The 14,609-nt window shown below is 47.7% G+C and carries 14 protein-coding genes; all 14 read left to right on the forward strand.

The window, feature by feature from the left end:
- Positions 1-15: 15 nt before the first annotated feature.
- The 14 genes from NSQ38_RS16660 (at position 16) to NSQ38_RS16725 (ending at position 14,427) form a co-directional block, all read left to right on the forward strand.
- Positions 16-990: a polyprenyl synthetase family protein gene (locus tag NSQ38_RS16660; protein WP_017687703.1), complete on the forward strand. Its 975-nt coding sequence runs from the start codon at positions 16-18 to the stop codon at positions 988-990.
- Between the two features lie 154 nt (positions 991-1,144).
- Positions 1,145-1,588 (forward strand): nucleoside-diphosphate kinase, encoded by a 444-nt coding sequence (gene ndk / locus NSQ38_RS16665; protein WP_017687704.1) that lies wholly within the window; start codon positions 1,145-1,147, stop codon positions 1,586-1,588.
- A 25-nt stretch (positions 1,589-1,613) separates the two neighbouring features.
- Positions 1,614-2,408, forward strand: a complete 795-nt coding sequence (locus tag NSQ38_RS16670; protein ID WP_339307322.1) for a protein-glutamate O-methyltransferase CheR — start codon at positions 1,614-1,616, stop codon at positions 2,406-2,408.
- Between the two features lie 178 nt (positions 2,409-2,586).
- Positions 2,587-3,756: a chorismate synthase gene (aroC, locus tag NSQ38_RS16675; RefSeq protein WP_017687707.1), complete on the forward strand. Its 1,170-nt coding sequence runs from the start codon at positions 2,587-2,589 to the stop codon at positions 3,754-3,756.
- Between the two features lies 1 nt (position 3,757).
- The gene (gene aroB / locus NSQ38_RS16680; protein WP_036607679.1) at positions 3,758-4,852 is read left to right on the forward strand and encodes a 3-dehydroquinate synthase; all 1,095 of its coding nucleotides are present in this window, start codon (positions 3,758-3,760) and stop codon (positions 4,850-4,852) included.
- 5 nt (positions 4,853-4,857) lie between these two features.
- Positions 4,858-5,235, forward strand: coding sequence for a chorismate mutase (gene aroH / locus NSQ38_RS16685; RefSeq protein WP_338587591.1), 378 nt, complete (start codon positions 4,858-4,860; stop codon positions 5,233-5,235).
- A gap of 692 nt (positions 5,236-5,927) precedes the next feature.
- Positions 5,928-7,496: an anthranilate synthase component I gene (trpE, locus tag NSQ38_RS16690; RefSeq protein WP_338587590.1), complete on the forward strand. Its 1,569-nt coding sequence runs from the start codon at positions 5,928-5,930 to the stop codon at positions 7,494-7,496.
- A 68-nt stretch (positions 7,497-7,564) separates the two neighbouring features.
- Positions 7,565-8,605: an anthranilate phosphoribosyltransferase gene (gene trpD / locus NSQ38_RS16695; protein ID WP_253442664.1), complete on the forward strand. Its 1,041-nt coding sequence runs from the start codon at positions 7,565-7,567 to the stop codon at positions 8,603-8,605.
- The gene (gene trpC / locus NSQ38_RS16700; protein WP_339782982.1) at positions 8,595-9,383 is read left to right on the forward strand and encodes an indole-3-glycerol phosphate synthase TrpC; all 789 of its coding nucleotides are present in this window, start codon (positions 8,595-8,597) and stop codon (positions 9,381-9,383) included. Before trpD ends, trpC begins: the two co-directional genes overlap by 11 nt.
- Positions 9,384-9,418: 35 nt before the next feature.
- The gene (locus NSQ38_RS16705; RefSeq protein WP_339790569.1) at positions 9,419-10,120 is read left to right on the forward strand and encodes a phosphoribosylanthranilate isomerase; all 702 of its coding nucleotides are present in this window, start codon (positions 9,419-9,421) and stop codon (positions 10,118-10,120) included.
- Positions 10,117-11,316 (forward strand): tryptophan synthase subunit beta, encoded by a 1,200-nt coding sequence (gene trpB, locus NSQ38_RS16710; RefSeq protein WP_074095639.1) that lies wholly within the window; start codon positions 10,117-10,119, stop codon positions 11,314-11,316. The genes NSQ38_RS16705 and trpB overlap by 4 nt, the downstream gene beginning before the upstream one ends.
- Positions 11,313-12,119 carry a tryptophan synthase subunit alpha gene (gene trpA / locus NSQ38_RS16715; RefSeq protein WP_017687715.1) on the forward strand — a complete coding sequence of 269 codons (807 nt, stop codon included), beginning with the start codon at positions 11,313-11,315 and terminating at the stop codon, positions 12,117-12,119. The genes trpB and trpA overlap by 4 nt, the downstream gene beginning before the upstream one ends.
- An 86-nt stretch (positions 12,120-12,205) precedes the next feature.
- Positions 12,206-13,306: a histidinol-phosphate transaminase gene (hisC, locus tag NSQ38_RS16720; protein ID WP_307534835.1), complete on the forward strand. Its 1,101-nt coding sequence runs from the start codon at positions 12,206-12,208 to the stop codon at positions 13,304-13,306.
- Between the two features lie 26 nt (positions 13,307-13,332).
- Positions 13,333-14,427, forward strand: a complete 1,095-nt coding sequence (locus NSQ38_RS16725) for a prephenate dehydrogenase (RefSeq protein ID WP_074095636.1) — start codon at positions 13,333-13,335, stop codon at positions 14,425-14,427.
- Positions 14,428-14,609: the final 182 nt, after the last annotated feature.

Genomic DNA, 14,609 nt, shown 5'->3' on the forward strand with positions numbered 1-14,609 from the left:
GATACGGGTGAACGAATGAAACTATTGGATATTTTCGGGTTGTTAAAAAAGGACATGGATTACATTGAGAAAGAGTTGTATCGCAGTGTTCGAGGAGAACAGAAGCTGCTGAGTGAAACGTCACTTCATTTGCTCAAAGCAGGAGGAAAACGGTTGCGGCCCGTTTTTGTGTTACTTGGTGGGAAATTTGGTACATACGACATTGAACGTCTGAAGCTGGTTGCGGTTCCTCTGGAACTCATTCATTCGGCATCCCTCGTTCACGATGATGTTATTGATAATGCGGAGACACGCCGAGGTAAACCTACGGTGAAGTCAAAATGGGATAATCGGATTGCCATGTACACTGGAGACTATATCTACGGTAAGGCACTTGAAATGACTGCCGGATTATCCGATCCAGCTATTCATCGTATCCTTGCCAAAGCCATGGTACAGATGTCCATTGGTGAGATGGAGCAAATTCGGGACTTTTTCAATACGGGGCAAAGTGTTCGTAATTATCTACTGCGGATTCGCCGCAAAACAGCACTTCTGATTGCGGTTAGCTGTCAGTTAGGGGCATTGGCTACACGTGCGCCTGAGCATGTATCTTCCCTGCTGTATACGTACGGATACAATGTGGGGATGGCTTTTCAGATTCAAGATGATGTACTTGATCTGGTAGGTACCGAGAAACAACTTGGCAAGCCACCTGGCAGTGACATGAAGCAAGGGAATATTACTCTTCCTGTACTTTATGCTCTGGAAGAATCCGATCTGCGGGAACCTTTGCTTAAGGAGATTTCCCGTGTCCAGCATGAAGAAGGACGGGCAAGTGCATCGGATGCAATTGGAATGATTCGCCAAAGTCAAGGAATTGCTAAAGCAGAAGCCCTTGCTGACCGATATATGAAGAAAGCGCTCGATGCTCTCGATCAGCTACCTAACATCAAGACGACCAAAAACCTGCGTGATATCGCTCATTTTGTGGTTAAACGTACGCATTAAACTTTGTATGACCTTCGACTCTCGGATTGCTCATACCCTAAGATGAACAGAACTGTGAGATTCCTCATTGGGAGGATTTGGACATGTATGTTACAATCAGAGGGATTGCGTTTACATAGTGATTAACTTTGAACCGTGAGTGAGGAGTGAGCTGATGGATCGTACATTTTTGATGGTGAAGCCGGATGGTGTGCAGCGTGGATTGATCGGTCGAATTATTAGCCGTCTGGAAGACAAAGGATTTAAGTTGGTGGCAGGCAAATTGGTGCAGATGTCTGAGGATCAGGCAAAACGCCATTATGCTGAACATGAGGGCAAACCGTTTTTCGATGATTTGGTTCGTTTTATCACATCAGGGCCTGTATTTGCCATGGTGTGGGAAGGGGACGATATTGTGGCGCTTGCGCGCATCGTCATCGGAAAAACCAATGTGAAGGAAGCAGCTCCGGGTACCATTCGCGGAGACTTCGCCAGCCACACACCACACAATCTGATTCATGGGGCAGATTCACCGGAAAGTGCTTCCCGTGAAGCAGCAAATTTCTTTGCTTCAGATGAACTGGTGGTATACGACAAGAGCATCGCAGCCTGGTTGTAATTATTAGCCAAAAGGGTGATACACGATGCTGGAGCAAGAACAACTACTAGACCCGGATTACACCGGATTCATTCGTAAAATCAAAGAGAGCACAGGCATTGATCTTGCTCAATACAAGGAAGGCCAGATGAAAAGAAGGCTGACCACACTTCGCAACAAAAACGGGTTTCATACATTTTCTAACTTTTTTGATGCTATGCAGAAAGATAAATCATTGTTCTACGAGTTCCTTGACCGTATGACGATTAACGTGTCGGAATTCTGGCGTAATCCCAATCGTTGGGAAGTGTTGCGGGACGAGATCCTGCCTGAGCTGCTGGGATCCAAACGTCGTGTCAAAGTCTGGAGTGCAGCCTGTTCAACAGGTGAAGAACCTTACACACTCGCCATGATTCTGGACACGATGGGCATTTTGAAGGAAAGCTCCATTACGGCAAGTGATCTGGATGAAGGTGCATTGGCCAAAGCCAAGGAAGGGCGTTACATGGAACGCTCACTTAAGGATGTGCCAAAGGAAACGGCGAACCGTTACTTCAAGCAGGATGGCTTGGTATACCGTATTGATGAGCAACTCAAAAATTCGATCAAGTTCATGAAACAAAATTTGCTGGTGGACCGTTTTGATGATGGGTACGATCTGATTGTGTGCCGGAATGTCATGATCTATTTTACCGAGGAAGCCAAAAACCTGTTGTATCACAAATTTGCAGCAAGTTTGCGTCCAGGCGGTATTTTGTTTGTGGGCAGTACGGAGCAGATCTTCTCCCCGGGACAATATGGTCTGGAGACAGCAGAGACATTTTTCTATCGGAAAAAATAACGATACTGGTTGTTCAGCCGTCTGAAGCACATGTACATGTGTTCAGGCGGTTATTTGTATACCAAGTACAAGAAAGAGCCGACTTTCTTGTCAAAGCCGGTCAGCTATACTATAATAAGCAAAGAAATTATGGGATTTTAGCAATGTGAAGTTTAACAGTTTAAAGGGGGAACGTATTATGAGTTTACGCTATTTAACCGCAGGGGAGACGCACGGACCCCAATTGACCGCTATTATTGAAGGATTGCCAAGTAATTTGACGATTGATTTTGAAGAACTGAATTTCCAGCTTCACCGCCGACAAAAGGGATATGGCCGTGGACGCCGGATGCAGATCGAGAAGGATCAAGCAAATTTCGTTGGTGGTATCCGTCACGGATATACAACAGGTGCTCCAGTAGCACTGGTTGTTCAAAATAACGACTGGAAACATTGGCAGAATATTATGAATATTGAGCCGATCGAAGGCAGTGACGAAGAGAAACGTCGCGTTCATCGTCCTCGTCCTGGACACGCTGACCTGAACGGTGGACTCAAGTATAATCTCAAAGACTTGCGTAACGTACTGGAGCGCTCCAGTGCCCGTGAGACAACAGTCCGTGTGGCATGTGGTGCCATTGCACGTCAATTCCTGGCAGAATTCGGAATCAAGGTAGCTGGACGTGTACTTCGTATTGGAGAGATCGAAGCTCCGTATCAGGACCTTCCGATTGATGAACTGATCGCTGTGACAGAAGCTTCCTCTGTACGTGTTACGGATGCTGAGACAGAGAAGAAGATGGAAGCCTACATCGACCAGATTAAACAAGAAGGCGATTCCATCGGAGGAATCGTGGAATGTATCGTTGAAGGTGTACCTATTGGTCTTGGTAGTTATGTCCAATACGATCGCAAGCTGGATGCACGAATCGCTCAAGGCGTAATGTCCATTAATGCATTCAAAGGTGTGGAGATTGGTATCGGATTCGAAGCCGGAGTCATTCGCGGATCACAGGTGCATGATGAGATCATGCATACGGATGAGCGCGGCTACCACCGGGCAACGAACCGTCTGGGTGGATTCGAAGGTGGTATGACGAACGGCATGCCAGTGGTTGTACGTGGTGTGATGAAGCCGATCCCAACGTTGTATAAGCCACTGCAAAGTGTTGATATTGATACAAAAGAAGCATTTACGGCTCAGGTTGAGCGCTCGGACGCTTGTGCTGTACCAGCAGCGAGTGTCGTTATGGAGCATGTTGTAGCGTGGGAGATTGCCAAGGCATTCCTGGAGAAATTCGGCGGGGATTCCATGGAAGAGATCCGTGCTAATGTTGCCAGCTATAACGCTCAACTGGAGAATTACTAATATGCGTCAGCTGACGGTACAGTTGGAGGAACGCTCATATCCGATTCTGATTGGTAGCGGCCTATTGGCACAAGCCCCTCAATATTTTGAGCAATATGGCTTAACCAAAAAAAGTCCGTTACTCATCATTACAGATGAAAATGTGGCTCCCAAATACTTGTCAGGTTTGGAACAAACGCTGCGTACGGCTGGTTATACAGTCGTATCGGCGGTTGTGCCCTCTGGCGAAACATCGAAATCCCTTTCGGTGTACCAGGATATGATGACCGTTGCTATTGAAGGCAAACTGGATCGGAGTTCTGCGATTCTGGCCCTGGGTGGTGGTGTCGTAGGTGATCTGGCTGGTTTTGTTGCCGCTACATATATGCGTGGAATCAAGTTTGTTCAAGTACCTACAACGATTTTGGCGCATGACAGCAGTGTAGGCGGCAAGGTGGCTGTCAATCATCCGCTGGCCAAAAATATGATCGGTGCATTCCACCAGCCCGAGCTTGTACTCTATGATGTGGACACACTTCAATCCTTGCCGCCACGGGATGTTTCGGCAGGTTTGTCAGAGATGTTGAAGCACGGGCTGATCCGTGATGAGGCTTTTGCACATTGGTGTGAGGAGCATGCGGAAGAGTTGCTTGCGCTTAATCCGGAAGCACTGGGATACGGCTTGGAGCGTGGGTGTGGTATTAAGGCAGAGATTGTATCCAGAGACGAACGTGAGAATGGAGAACGTGCGTTGTTGAACCTGGGACATACGATTGGTCATGCCATTGAAGCGATTGCCGGTTATGGAGAATTCCTACACGGAGAAGCGATTTCCATCGGTATGGCTGGTTCAGCATTGCTTGGTGAGAAGCTTGGTGCGCCAGCAGGTCTCTATGAAGATACAGTCCGCATGTTGCGTTCACTTCGCCTTCCGACAACGATGCCTGCGCATCTGGACACGGATGCATTAATGGAAGCGATGATGCATGACAAAAAGTTCCGTGAAGGTCATATGGTGTTCATCATTCCTGATCGGATTGGGGCTGCAAGAATTGTGAAGGACGTACCTGTGTCGGCAGTTCGGGACGTCATTGAAATGCTCAGGAAGGGAGAATAACAGCAATGGTCACACGGGGAATTCGCGGGGCTACAACAGTCACGCAGAACAACGAAGAACAGATTTTGAAGGAAACGGCTGTATTGTTGCAGGAGATCGTGGATCGCAATGAGATTCAACCGGAAGATATCTGCAGTGTGTGGATTACGTTAACTGGGGATCTGGATGCTGCTTTCCCTGCAAAAGCTATTCGCCAACTGGATGGCTGGGAACTGGTACCACTAATGTGTGCACTGGAGGTTCCAGTTCAAGGTGCCTTGGCGCAATGCATTCGTTTCATGGTTCATGTGAATACGAATAAATCGCAGAATGAAATCAATCATGTGTATCTGAACGGAGCACAGGCATTACGCCCGGATTTGGCAGCACCTTCTGGCTCATAAGTAGTGGGTTGTCAAACCGATCATAATGATGTATAGTGAGAACCAGTTGAGTAGAGTAGAGATTGAGCTGAGAGCAGCTGAGCTAGTGGAGTATATAGCAGAGTCCAGTGGGTGGTAACCGGGGCAACAGAAACCGGTCAACTGATTCACGGTACGTCGTGCTACGGAATAGGTAACAGGAACAGGGAAAACAAACGTGTCATAGGACATTTTGTTTTGATATATTTTGGTATAAACACAATCAATGCACTCTCCTATATTCCACAAAATATTGGCATGAGTAGTTGAAGTGTTATAACTGAATTTATTTTCCCGAATTGGATGATGTGAGATGCACCCATTCAGCGACCTGTGAATAATCCGACAGCGAAGTATAGGGACTTGTTATTTATGAAGCATCACCCTGTTGAATACAGCTTATAACCAAACCTCTACCTGATGGTAGAGGTTTTTTTCGTATATTGAATTGCTTCTTCTACCCCTATAAGTTCAACTAAACTTTTACACAAAAACGAAGAGGACAGAAATAACCTGAAGAAGCGGAGCGTTCACATTTATCACCGGATTTTCCCTTTTGAAAGGGAATCAAAAAAATCTGGGGATAACAGTGATCGGAAGGTTGTTCTGTCATCGAAGTGCTCAGTGTAAACCTCTTTAGTTGAACTTACCTAAATCTGAAAGGACGTGATCTGATGATAACGCCAAACGTTAATCAAGTACTGAAAATGTCAAATGAGTATAATCTGATTCCGGTAGTCAAACGGATTCTGGCAGATATGGAGACTCCGATTCGAATATTCCGCCGTTATGCTGACAACGACCGGGCATTCCTGTTGGAAAGTGTAGAGGGGGGGATCCAATGGGCGAGATACTCGTTCATCGGTACAGATCCGTTCCTGATGATTTCGGCCAAGAAGGGTCGGATTGTTGTAGAAGAAGCAGGGAAAACTCGTGAATTGCCAGGCAAACCGATCGAAGAACTGAAAGCACTGCTGCGTAAGTATCGCAGCCCAAAAGATGATGAACTGCCACCATTCACAGGAGGGGCAATTGGTTTCTTCGGATATGATCTGCTCTCCTATTATGAGAAACTTCCAGCTCACGCGCTGGATGACCTGAATATGGATGACATTCGTTTTATGTTCTGTGACCAGATTATCGTGTTTGACCATGTGAAGCAGCAGATGCTGCTCGTTGGTAATGTACACGTCAAGGACGGTGCAACGGATGACGAGATACGTCAAGCGTATGCAGTGACTTCGGAGAAGCTGGAGCAGGCCGCAGAACGTTTGCAGCAGCAAGGACCAGGGGAGAACTTGAATCCGCGTTCCATTCCGGGAGACGTGGAACTGGGGGATATTCGCTCCAACCTCACGAAGGAGCAATTTATCGGTAATGTGGAGCAAGCCAAAGATTACATTCGCGCAGGTGATATTTTTCAAGTGGTATTGTCCCAGCGTTTCCACATTGATACGGAAGTTTCTCCGCTTCACGTGTATCGTGTGCTTCGGACCCTGAATCCTTCACCTTATATGTACTATCTCAAAATGGATGATGAGATTATCGTGGGTACTTCCCCTGAAGCGCTGGTCAAGGTGGACGGGAATCGTGTGGAGACACGTCCGATTGCTGGCACACGCCCAAGGGGAGCAACAGAGGCGGAAGATCGTGCACTTGCTGCTGATCTACTTCAGGATGAGAAAGAACGCGCGGAGCATCTGATGCTGGTTGATCTGGGTCGTAACGATCTGGGCCGGGTATCCAGCTTCGGCAGTGTGAAGTGTGACATGTTCATGGAGATTGAACGGTATTCTCACGTGATGCACATGGTATCCAACGTTACGGGCGAGCTTAGAGAAGACAAGGATTTCTTCGATGCGTTCCTCTCATGCTTGCCAGCAGGTACCGTATCCGGTGCACCGAAACTGCGAGCAATGGAGATTATCGCAGAACTGGAGAAAGAGGCACGGGGTGCTTATGCAGGAGCAATCGGATATCTTGGTTTCTCGGGTAACATGGACTCCTGTATTACAATTCGTACGATTATTTTCAAAAAAGGAAAAGCATATGTACAGGCCGGAGCGGGAATCGTATGGGATTCTGTACCTGAGAAGGAATATGAGGAAACGGTTAACAAAGCTAAAGCATTGCTCAAGGCGATTCGAACAGCAGAAGCCATGTTTCCTGCCAAAGAAAAGGACAGCACGTTGAGACTGGCGAATGCAGACTACTTTGTCACACCAGCGGCCGCTAAGAACTGAGAGAGGAGAGACCGGAGATGAACATAAACCCGATAATGAATGAGAACCCTGTAACTCCGATTGCTGAGATTACACGCGAGGATGGCATGAAGAATGGTTTGGCGAAGATTTTGGAGGGCAGCCATCTGGAGCAAGCCGAAGCACGAGATTTGATGTACTCCATTATGAGAGGTGAGGCAACACCGGCTCAAATCGGAGGTTTGTTGATGGCGCTGCGGATGAAGGGGGAAACGGTGGATGAGATCACTGGTTTTGCTGAAGCCATGCGTGGTCAGGGCGGACGAATTCTAACGGATGGCAGCGGCTTGCTGGACACGTGTGGAACAGGTGGATCGGGGATTCACAAATTCAACATTTCCACAGCATCCGCAATCATTGCTTCTGCCGTCTCGGTTCGGGTCGCCAAACATGGCAACCGTTCAGCTTCAGGCAAAGCGGGAAGTGCAGATGTATTAGAAGCACTCGGTGTAAATATCCATCTGAACGGGGAGCAGGCCAGACAATGTCTGGATGATATCGGAATCTGCTTCTGTTTTGCCCAGGTATATCACCCTTCTATGCGACATGCGGCAGGACCAAGAAAAGAGCTGGGTGTTCGGACTATTTTCAACATGCTCGGACCTTTAACGAATCCTGCGGGAGCAGATCGCCAATTGCTGGGTCTGTATGATCGTTCCCGGACGCCGATGATTGCTGAAGTACTGAATCGTCTTGGTCTCAAAAGAGCGTTGGTCGTGGCCAGCCATGATGGTCTGGATGAAATCAGCATCTCGGCGCCAACTCAGGTATCTGAACTTCGCAATGGGGAAGTACACACCTACGATATTGATCCACGTGACATGGGATTGTCTCTGCATCCGCTTGAAGCGGTACTTGGAGGAGATGCGGCACAGAATGCCGAAATTATTAAGAGGATCTTCCAGGGTGAGCAGAGTGCCTACCGTGATGTCGTTCTGTTGAACGCCGGAGCGTGCATCTATGTATCCGGTCTTGCAGATAGCATTGCTGAAGGGGTGACACTTGCCGCAGAAGCGGTAGATTCGGGCAAAGCTGCCGGGAAGCTTGAACAGTTAATTCATACAACGGAGGCGTACAGTCATGTATCTTGATCGAATCGTTGCAACCAAACATAAAGAAGTTGAAGTTCTGGCACAGACATTTAACATGGATGAAGCTATTCAAAAAATCGAAAAACTACCCGCAACCCGGGGGTTTGAACAAGCACTATCTAGCGGACGTAATCGCAAACTCGGCCTTATTGCTGAAGTGAAGAAAGCTTCGCCATCCAAAGGGTTAATTCGTCCGGATTTTCATCCGGTAGAGATTGCTGCTGCTTATGAGCGAGCGGGTGCAGACTGCATCTCCGTATTAACGGATGTGTCGTATTTTCAAGGCAGCAACGAGTACTTGCAGGCGATTCATCAGGCGGTGAACATTCCGCTGTTACGCAAGGATTTTATTATAGATGAACGACAGATTGCCGAGGCAAGACTACTGGGTGCGGACGCGGTATTGCTAATTGCCAGCATTCTGACACCAGAACAGATTCGTCAATATCTGGAATTTGCTAGAAGTCTGGGGCTGGATGCCTTGATTGAAGTCCATGATCGGACAGAGCTGGAGCAAGTTTTGGAAATTCCACAGGCAACTCTTGTGGGCATCAACAATCGTAATTTGAAAACATTCGAAACCAGTCTGAACACGACACTGGATTTGATGGAATTGATTCCAAGTGGCGTTACCTTGATTAGCGAAAGTGGTATTGACGGACCAGAATCAACCGTACCTCTGATCCAGGCCGGTGTTCATGGTATTCTCGTAGGTGAGCATCTCATGCGCAAGGATGATGTCGAGGCGGCTGTATATGATCTAATGGGACCCAAATGATGAATACTTCCATACAAGATGGCACAGGCGACAGTATGTCAGAACTGAGAAACCCGCTGCCAACGGCCGTAAAAATATGTGGACTTCAGGACGTTGAAGTGCTAAAATCGATGATAAACTTGCCTGTGGATTACATTGGTGTTGTTTTTGCCAAATCACGCCGCCGAATCGAACCCGAGCAGGCTGCTGCATTAAGAACGGTGTTGTTCGAATGGTCTGCCTATGATCGGCCGAAGCTTGCGGGTGTATTTGTGAATCCTACGATCGAAGAGCTGGAACACATTATGGAGATTGCTCACTTGGATGTTATTCAGCTGCATGGACAGGAGACTGCGGAATTTTGCCAGCAGGTGAAGCAGCGGTGGAATGCCAAAGTGTTCAAAGTTTTTTCTTTTCCGAAAGATGAAACGGGACCGGAAGCTGATGATGCAGCCATAAGGGCTCTTGATAGTTATGATAAATTCGTGGATGGTATATTGCTTGATACCCATGATCCTCTATATGGAGGGGGCTCCGGGAAAACGTTTGCCTGGGAGCGAATTCCTGCCTATGCGGAATGGGCGAAAAGTCGCGAAATTGCTCTGTTCGTTGCAGGAGGTTTGCAGCCGGACAATGTACAACAACTAATACAGACATATGCACCTTTCGGCGTCGATGTATCCAGCGGCGTGGAGACTGAAGGTGTGAAGGATATTGCCAAAATTACAGCATTCGTAGAAAGGGTGAAGCAGGCATGACACATCAATTGCCGGATCAACACGGGCGTTTCGGTCACTTCGGAGGCCGCTTTGTACCTGAGACACTAATGAACGCACTCATAGAGTTGGAGGAGGCATATAGCCACTTCTCTAAAGATGAGGAATTTAACAAGGAACTGAACTATCTGCTAAGCGAGTATTCTGGACGTGAAACGCCATTGTATCATGCAGAGCAATTGTCACGCCGATTGGGCGGACCGAAAATTTATCTGAAACGTGAAGATCTGAATCATACAGGCGCGCACAAAATTAATAACGCCATTGGACAAGGTTTGCTTGCCAAACGGATGGGCAAAAAGAAAGTTATTGCCGAAACAGGTGCAGGTCAACATGGCGTTGCAACGGCTACCGTAGCCGCATTGCTTGGATTGGAATGCAAAGTATTTATGGGGGAAGAAGATACAGAGCGTCAGCAGTTAAACGTATTTCGGATGAAGCTGCTTGGAGCAGAAGTGATTCCTGTGACGTCTGGAACACGGACATTGAAGGATGCTGGTAATGAAGCGCTTCGCTACTGGGTCAGCAATGTGGAGGATACGTTCTATGTGCTTGGATCAGTGGTTGGTCCTCATCCATATCCGATGATGGTGCGGAATTTCCAACGTGTGATTGGTGATGAGACCCGTCGTCAGATTCAGGAGATCGAAGGACGTCTGCCGGATGTAATTGTAGCAGCTGTTGGTGGAGGAAGTAATGCGATTGGTATGTTCTATCCATTTATCGGTGATCAGGATGTGAAGCTTGTTGGTGTTGAAGCCGCAGGCAAAGGGGTCGAAACCGAGTATCACGCTGCGACGATGACCAAAGGTACGCATGGTGTATTCCAGGGATCTATGAGTTACCTGTTGCAGGATGAGTATGGACAGGTTCAGCCAGCGCATTCCATCTCGGCCGGACTTGATTATCCGGGTGTTGGTCCGGAGCATTCCTATCTCAAGGATATTGAACGGGCAAAATATGTACCGATCACGGATCAGGAAGCACTGGATGCCCTGCAACTCCTGTGTCGGACGGAAGGAATCATTCCTGCTCTGGAGTCTGCACATGCGGTAGCTCAAGTTGTCAAACTGGCGCCTGAACTTACAGCAGATGATATTGTAGTCATTTGTCTGTCGGGACGTGGAGACAAGGATGTTGAATCGATCATGAAATACACGGGAGGTGACTTGGGATGAATCTGATGGACCAGACCTTCCAGCAATTGAAGCAACAGAATCGCACAGCACTTATTCCATTTTTAACCGTGGGAGACCCGGATGTGGATACAACGATTGATATCATCAAGGAGCTTGAACAGGCCGGAGCGGACATTTTGGAACTGGGTGTTCCCTATTCCGATCCGCTTGCAGATGGCCCAGTCATTCAGCGTGCTTCCGAACGTGCGCTGAAAAGCCAGATTACCATTCGTACTGTGATGGAAACTGCAGCAAAAGCTCGTAAGGCAGGTGTGAAACTGCCGTTTGTACTGTTCACCTATTATAATCCGGTATTGCAGACAGGACTGGATGTATTCTTTGATGAATTGGTCAAACACGATATTAGTGGCATGATCATTCCGGACCTGCCGATTGAGGAAGCGGAAGAGATGCGTGAACGCGCAAATCGTGCTGGTGTGCATCTGGTGCCGCTTGTTGCACCTACATCTAATGCCCGGATTGAGCGGATTGTAACGGGAGCGAGTGGTTTTATCTATTGTGTATCTTCCCTTGGGGTAACCGGAGAGAGAGCTTCTTTCTTTGATGGCGTAGAGAGCTTCATTGAGACGGTGAAAAGTCTGACAGACCTCCCTGTAGCGGTAGGTTTTGGTATCTCCAGTCATGAGCAGGTGGCACATTTCTCCCGCATCTGCGATGGCGTTGTTGTAGGTAGTGCCATTGTTCGTCAGGTGGAAGATGCAATTCCTCTGCTTGAAAATCCGGATACGCGTGCAGCGGGACTGTTGCAAATTCGCAACTTTGTGGCACAATTAAAGGGATAGGGATGTCCTGAAAGGACATCTTTTGGACACGTAAGGTGCACGCTGATTCGTGTCTTACATTATTTCAATAACAGGAGGCGGTCGGGTTGAAACCGAAATCCCAGATTGTCAATCTGCCTGTGTACCAGCCAGGCAAACCGATTGAAGAAGTGAAACGTGAACTGGGGCTTGAACAAGTCATCAAGCTGGCCTCCAACGAAAACCCTTACGGCAGTTCTCCTGCCGCCCTGGAAGCCATTACGAGAGAAATGACTAATATAAGCATATACCCAGACGGTAGCTCGGTTGAGCTGACGGGAGTTCTTGCCAAGCATCTTGGCGTTGAACGGAACAACTTAATATTTGGTTGTGGTTCCGATGAGATTATTGCTTTGATCACAAGAGCTTTCTTCTTGCCGGGCGACGAGACCATCATGGCAGATCAGACATTCTCCGTATATAAAAGCAATGCAGATATTGAGGGTGCCGTGACCATCGAAGTGCCTCTGAAAGATGGCACGCATGATCTGAGCGCGATGCTCGCGCAAATTAACGACAAAACCAAAGCAGTATGGGTGTGTAATCCCAATAATCCGACAGGTACGATTATCTCCGAGCAGGAACTTACAGCCTTTATGGACCGTGTGCCTGCTCATGTGATGGTCATACTGGACGAAGCTTATTATGAATTCGTAACCGATGAAGCATACCCGCAAAGCGTACCATTGATCGAACGGTATCCGAACTTGGTCATACTGCGGACATTCTCCAAAATCTACGGTTTGGCTTCGCTCCGGATCGGTTACGGCATTGCACGTCCCGAAATAATTGATTTGATTAACCGTGTACGTGAACCGTTTAACACCTCCCGTTTTGGACAGGTTGCGGCAACTGCTGCACTTCTGGATCAGGATTTTGTTCAAGAGTGCTCGAAGCGGAATGCAACGGATCGGGATTACCTGCAAAATGAATTTACACGGCTCGGATTGTCGTATTTCCCTTCACAGGGTAATTTCATTATGGTTGATCTGGATATGCCTTCAGCAATTGCGTTCCAATCCTTGCTCAAACAAGGCATTATCGTTCGCCCAGGATTCCACGTATACCCAACTTACATTCGTGTGTCCGTCGGAACATCAGAACAGAACCGTGCATTTGTCACGGCACTGGAGAACACGCTGGCTGAGAAGGCGGTAGCACGCCCTTAATACTGGCGATGAAAGAGTGAGGACCCATGAAACTAAAAATTGCAATGATTGGTGTAGGACTCATCGGCGGTTCACTTGCGCTCTGCTTCAAAGGCAAGCCAGGTGTAACCGTGATGGGCTACGCCCACTTGGATGAACTGAAGGACAAGTACATAGCGAGCGGTGTAGTGGATGATGCTACGCTCTCTCTGGAAGAAGCGGTAGAGGATGCCGACTTTATTTTTTTGTGCGTTCCCGTAGGTTTGCTAGAATCCTATTTCGAAAAGCTCTCCAAGCTGCCATTGAAAAAAGGATGTATCATCACGGACGTAGGAAGCACTAAAGCTTCCATTGCCGCTTGTGCCGAGCATGTGCGGTTGACTGACGCTTACTTCATTGGTGGTCACCCTATGGCAGGGTCGGAGCGTGCAGGCGTAGATGCGGCCTCAGCCGTGTTGTTTGAGAATGCATACTATGTCTTAACCCCTTCAGAACATGTACCTGAGGAAGCCTACAGCAGGCTGTCTGAGCTGCTTGCGTATACGCGGGCACAGATCGTGCGTGTGGAACCTCTGCTGCACGATGACATCGTGGGGGCGATTAGTCATCTGCCACATGTTATTGCTGTTGCGCTGGTGAATCAGGTGCGTGAATATAATGAGTCGAATCCACTGTATAAAATGCTGGCTGCAGGTGGTTTCCGGGATATTACCCGGATTGCCTCCAGTGATGCGATTGTGTGGAGAGATATCTTGCTTAGCAACCGTGATGTACTGCTGGGCTTGCTTAAGGACTGGAATAGCCAGATGACGGCATTTACGGATATGCTGGAGCATAAGAACGGTGAAGGCATAGAGGAGGCATTCCGTCAGGCCCGCGAGTTCCGCAGTATATTACCAGAACGACGCAAAGGCATGATTTCGCCGTTATTTGATCTGTATACTGATGTCCAGGATGCACCGGGTATGATCGGTAAGATCGCAACTGAGCTTGGGGCGAATGACATCAACTTGAGCAACTTGGAGATTATCGAGAACCGGGTGGATGTGCCGGGCATTATGCGTCTGTCTTTCCGTCAGGAAGAAGATATGGAACGAGCCAAGACGTTATTGGATTCCTTAGGTTATCAAGTGTGGATATAAGACGAGAAAGAGGGCGAAAGCCCTCTTTTTTGTGAGGTTATATTGAATTTGTTATTTGATTTTTAGTCACGAACAAAAAGGATGTATTATCCTGATTTACCGAAAGATATAATTAATTCAAACAATTTTATTGAAAGTGTTGACAAAATGAAAACGTATACATATAATAAGGGTACAGTATG

It is taken from the genome of Paenibacillus sp. FSL R7-0313, from assembly GCF_037969885.1.
Lineage (GTDB): Bacteria > Bacillota > Bacilli > Paenibacillales > Paenibacillaceae > Paenibacillus.

What these genes read in the sequence shown, in the direction of transcription:
- NSQ38_RS16660 (WP_017687703.1), top strand. Translation starts at nt 16, where the DNA reads ATGAAACTATTGGATATTTTCGGGTTGTTAAAAAAGGACATGGATTAC.
- ndk (WP_017687704.1), top strand. Translation starts at nt 1,145, where the DNA reads ATGGATCGTACATTTTTGATGGTGAAGCCGGATGGTGTGCAGCGTGGA.
- NSQ38_RS16670 (WP_339307322.1), top strand. Translation starts at nt 1,614, where the DNA reads ATGCTGGAGCAAGAACAACTACTAGACCCGGATTACACCGGATTCATT.
- aroC (WP_017687707.1), top strand. Translation starts at nt 2,587, where the DNA reads ATGAGTTTACGCTATTTAACCGCAGGGGAGACGCACGGACCCCAATTG.
- aroB (WP_036607679.1), top strand. Translation starts at nt 3,758, where the DNA reads ATGCGTCAGCTGACGGTACAGTTGGAGGAACGCTCATATCCGATTCTG.
- aroH (WP_338587591.1), top strand. Translation starts at nt 4,858, where the DNA reads ATGGTCACACGGGGAATTCGCGGGGCTACAACAGTCACGCAGAACAAC.
- trpE (WP_338587590.1), top strand. Translation starts at nt 5,928, where the DNA reads ATGATAACGCCAAACGTTAATCAAGTACTGAAAATGTCAAATGAGTAT.
- trpC (WP_339782982.1), top strand. Translation starts at nt 8,595, where the DNA reads ATGTATCTTGATCGAATCGTTGCAACCAAACATAAAGAAGTTGAAGTT.
- NSQ38_RS16705 (WP_339790569.1), top strand. Translation starts at nt 9,419, where the DNA reads ATGTCAGAACTGAGAAACCCGCTGCCAACGGCCGTAAAAATATGTGGA.
- trpB (WP_074095639.1), top strand. Translation starts at nt 10,117, where the DNA reads ATGACACATCAATTGCCGGATCAACACGGGCGTTTCGGTCACTTCGGA.
- trpA (WP_017687715.1), top strand. Translation starts at nt 11,313, where the DNA reads ATGAATCTGATGGACCAGACCTTCCAGCAATTGAAGCAACAGAATCGC.
- NSQ38_RS16725 (WP_074095636.1), top strand. Translation starts at nt 13,333, where the DNA reads ATGAAACTAAAAATTGCAATGATTGGTGTAGGACTCATCGGCGGTTCA.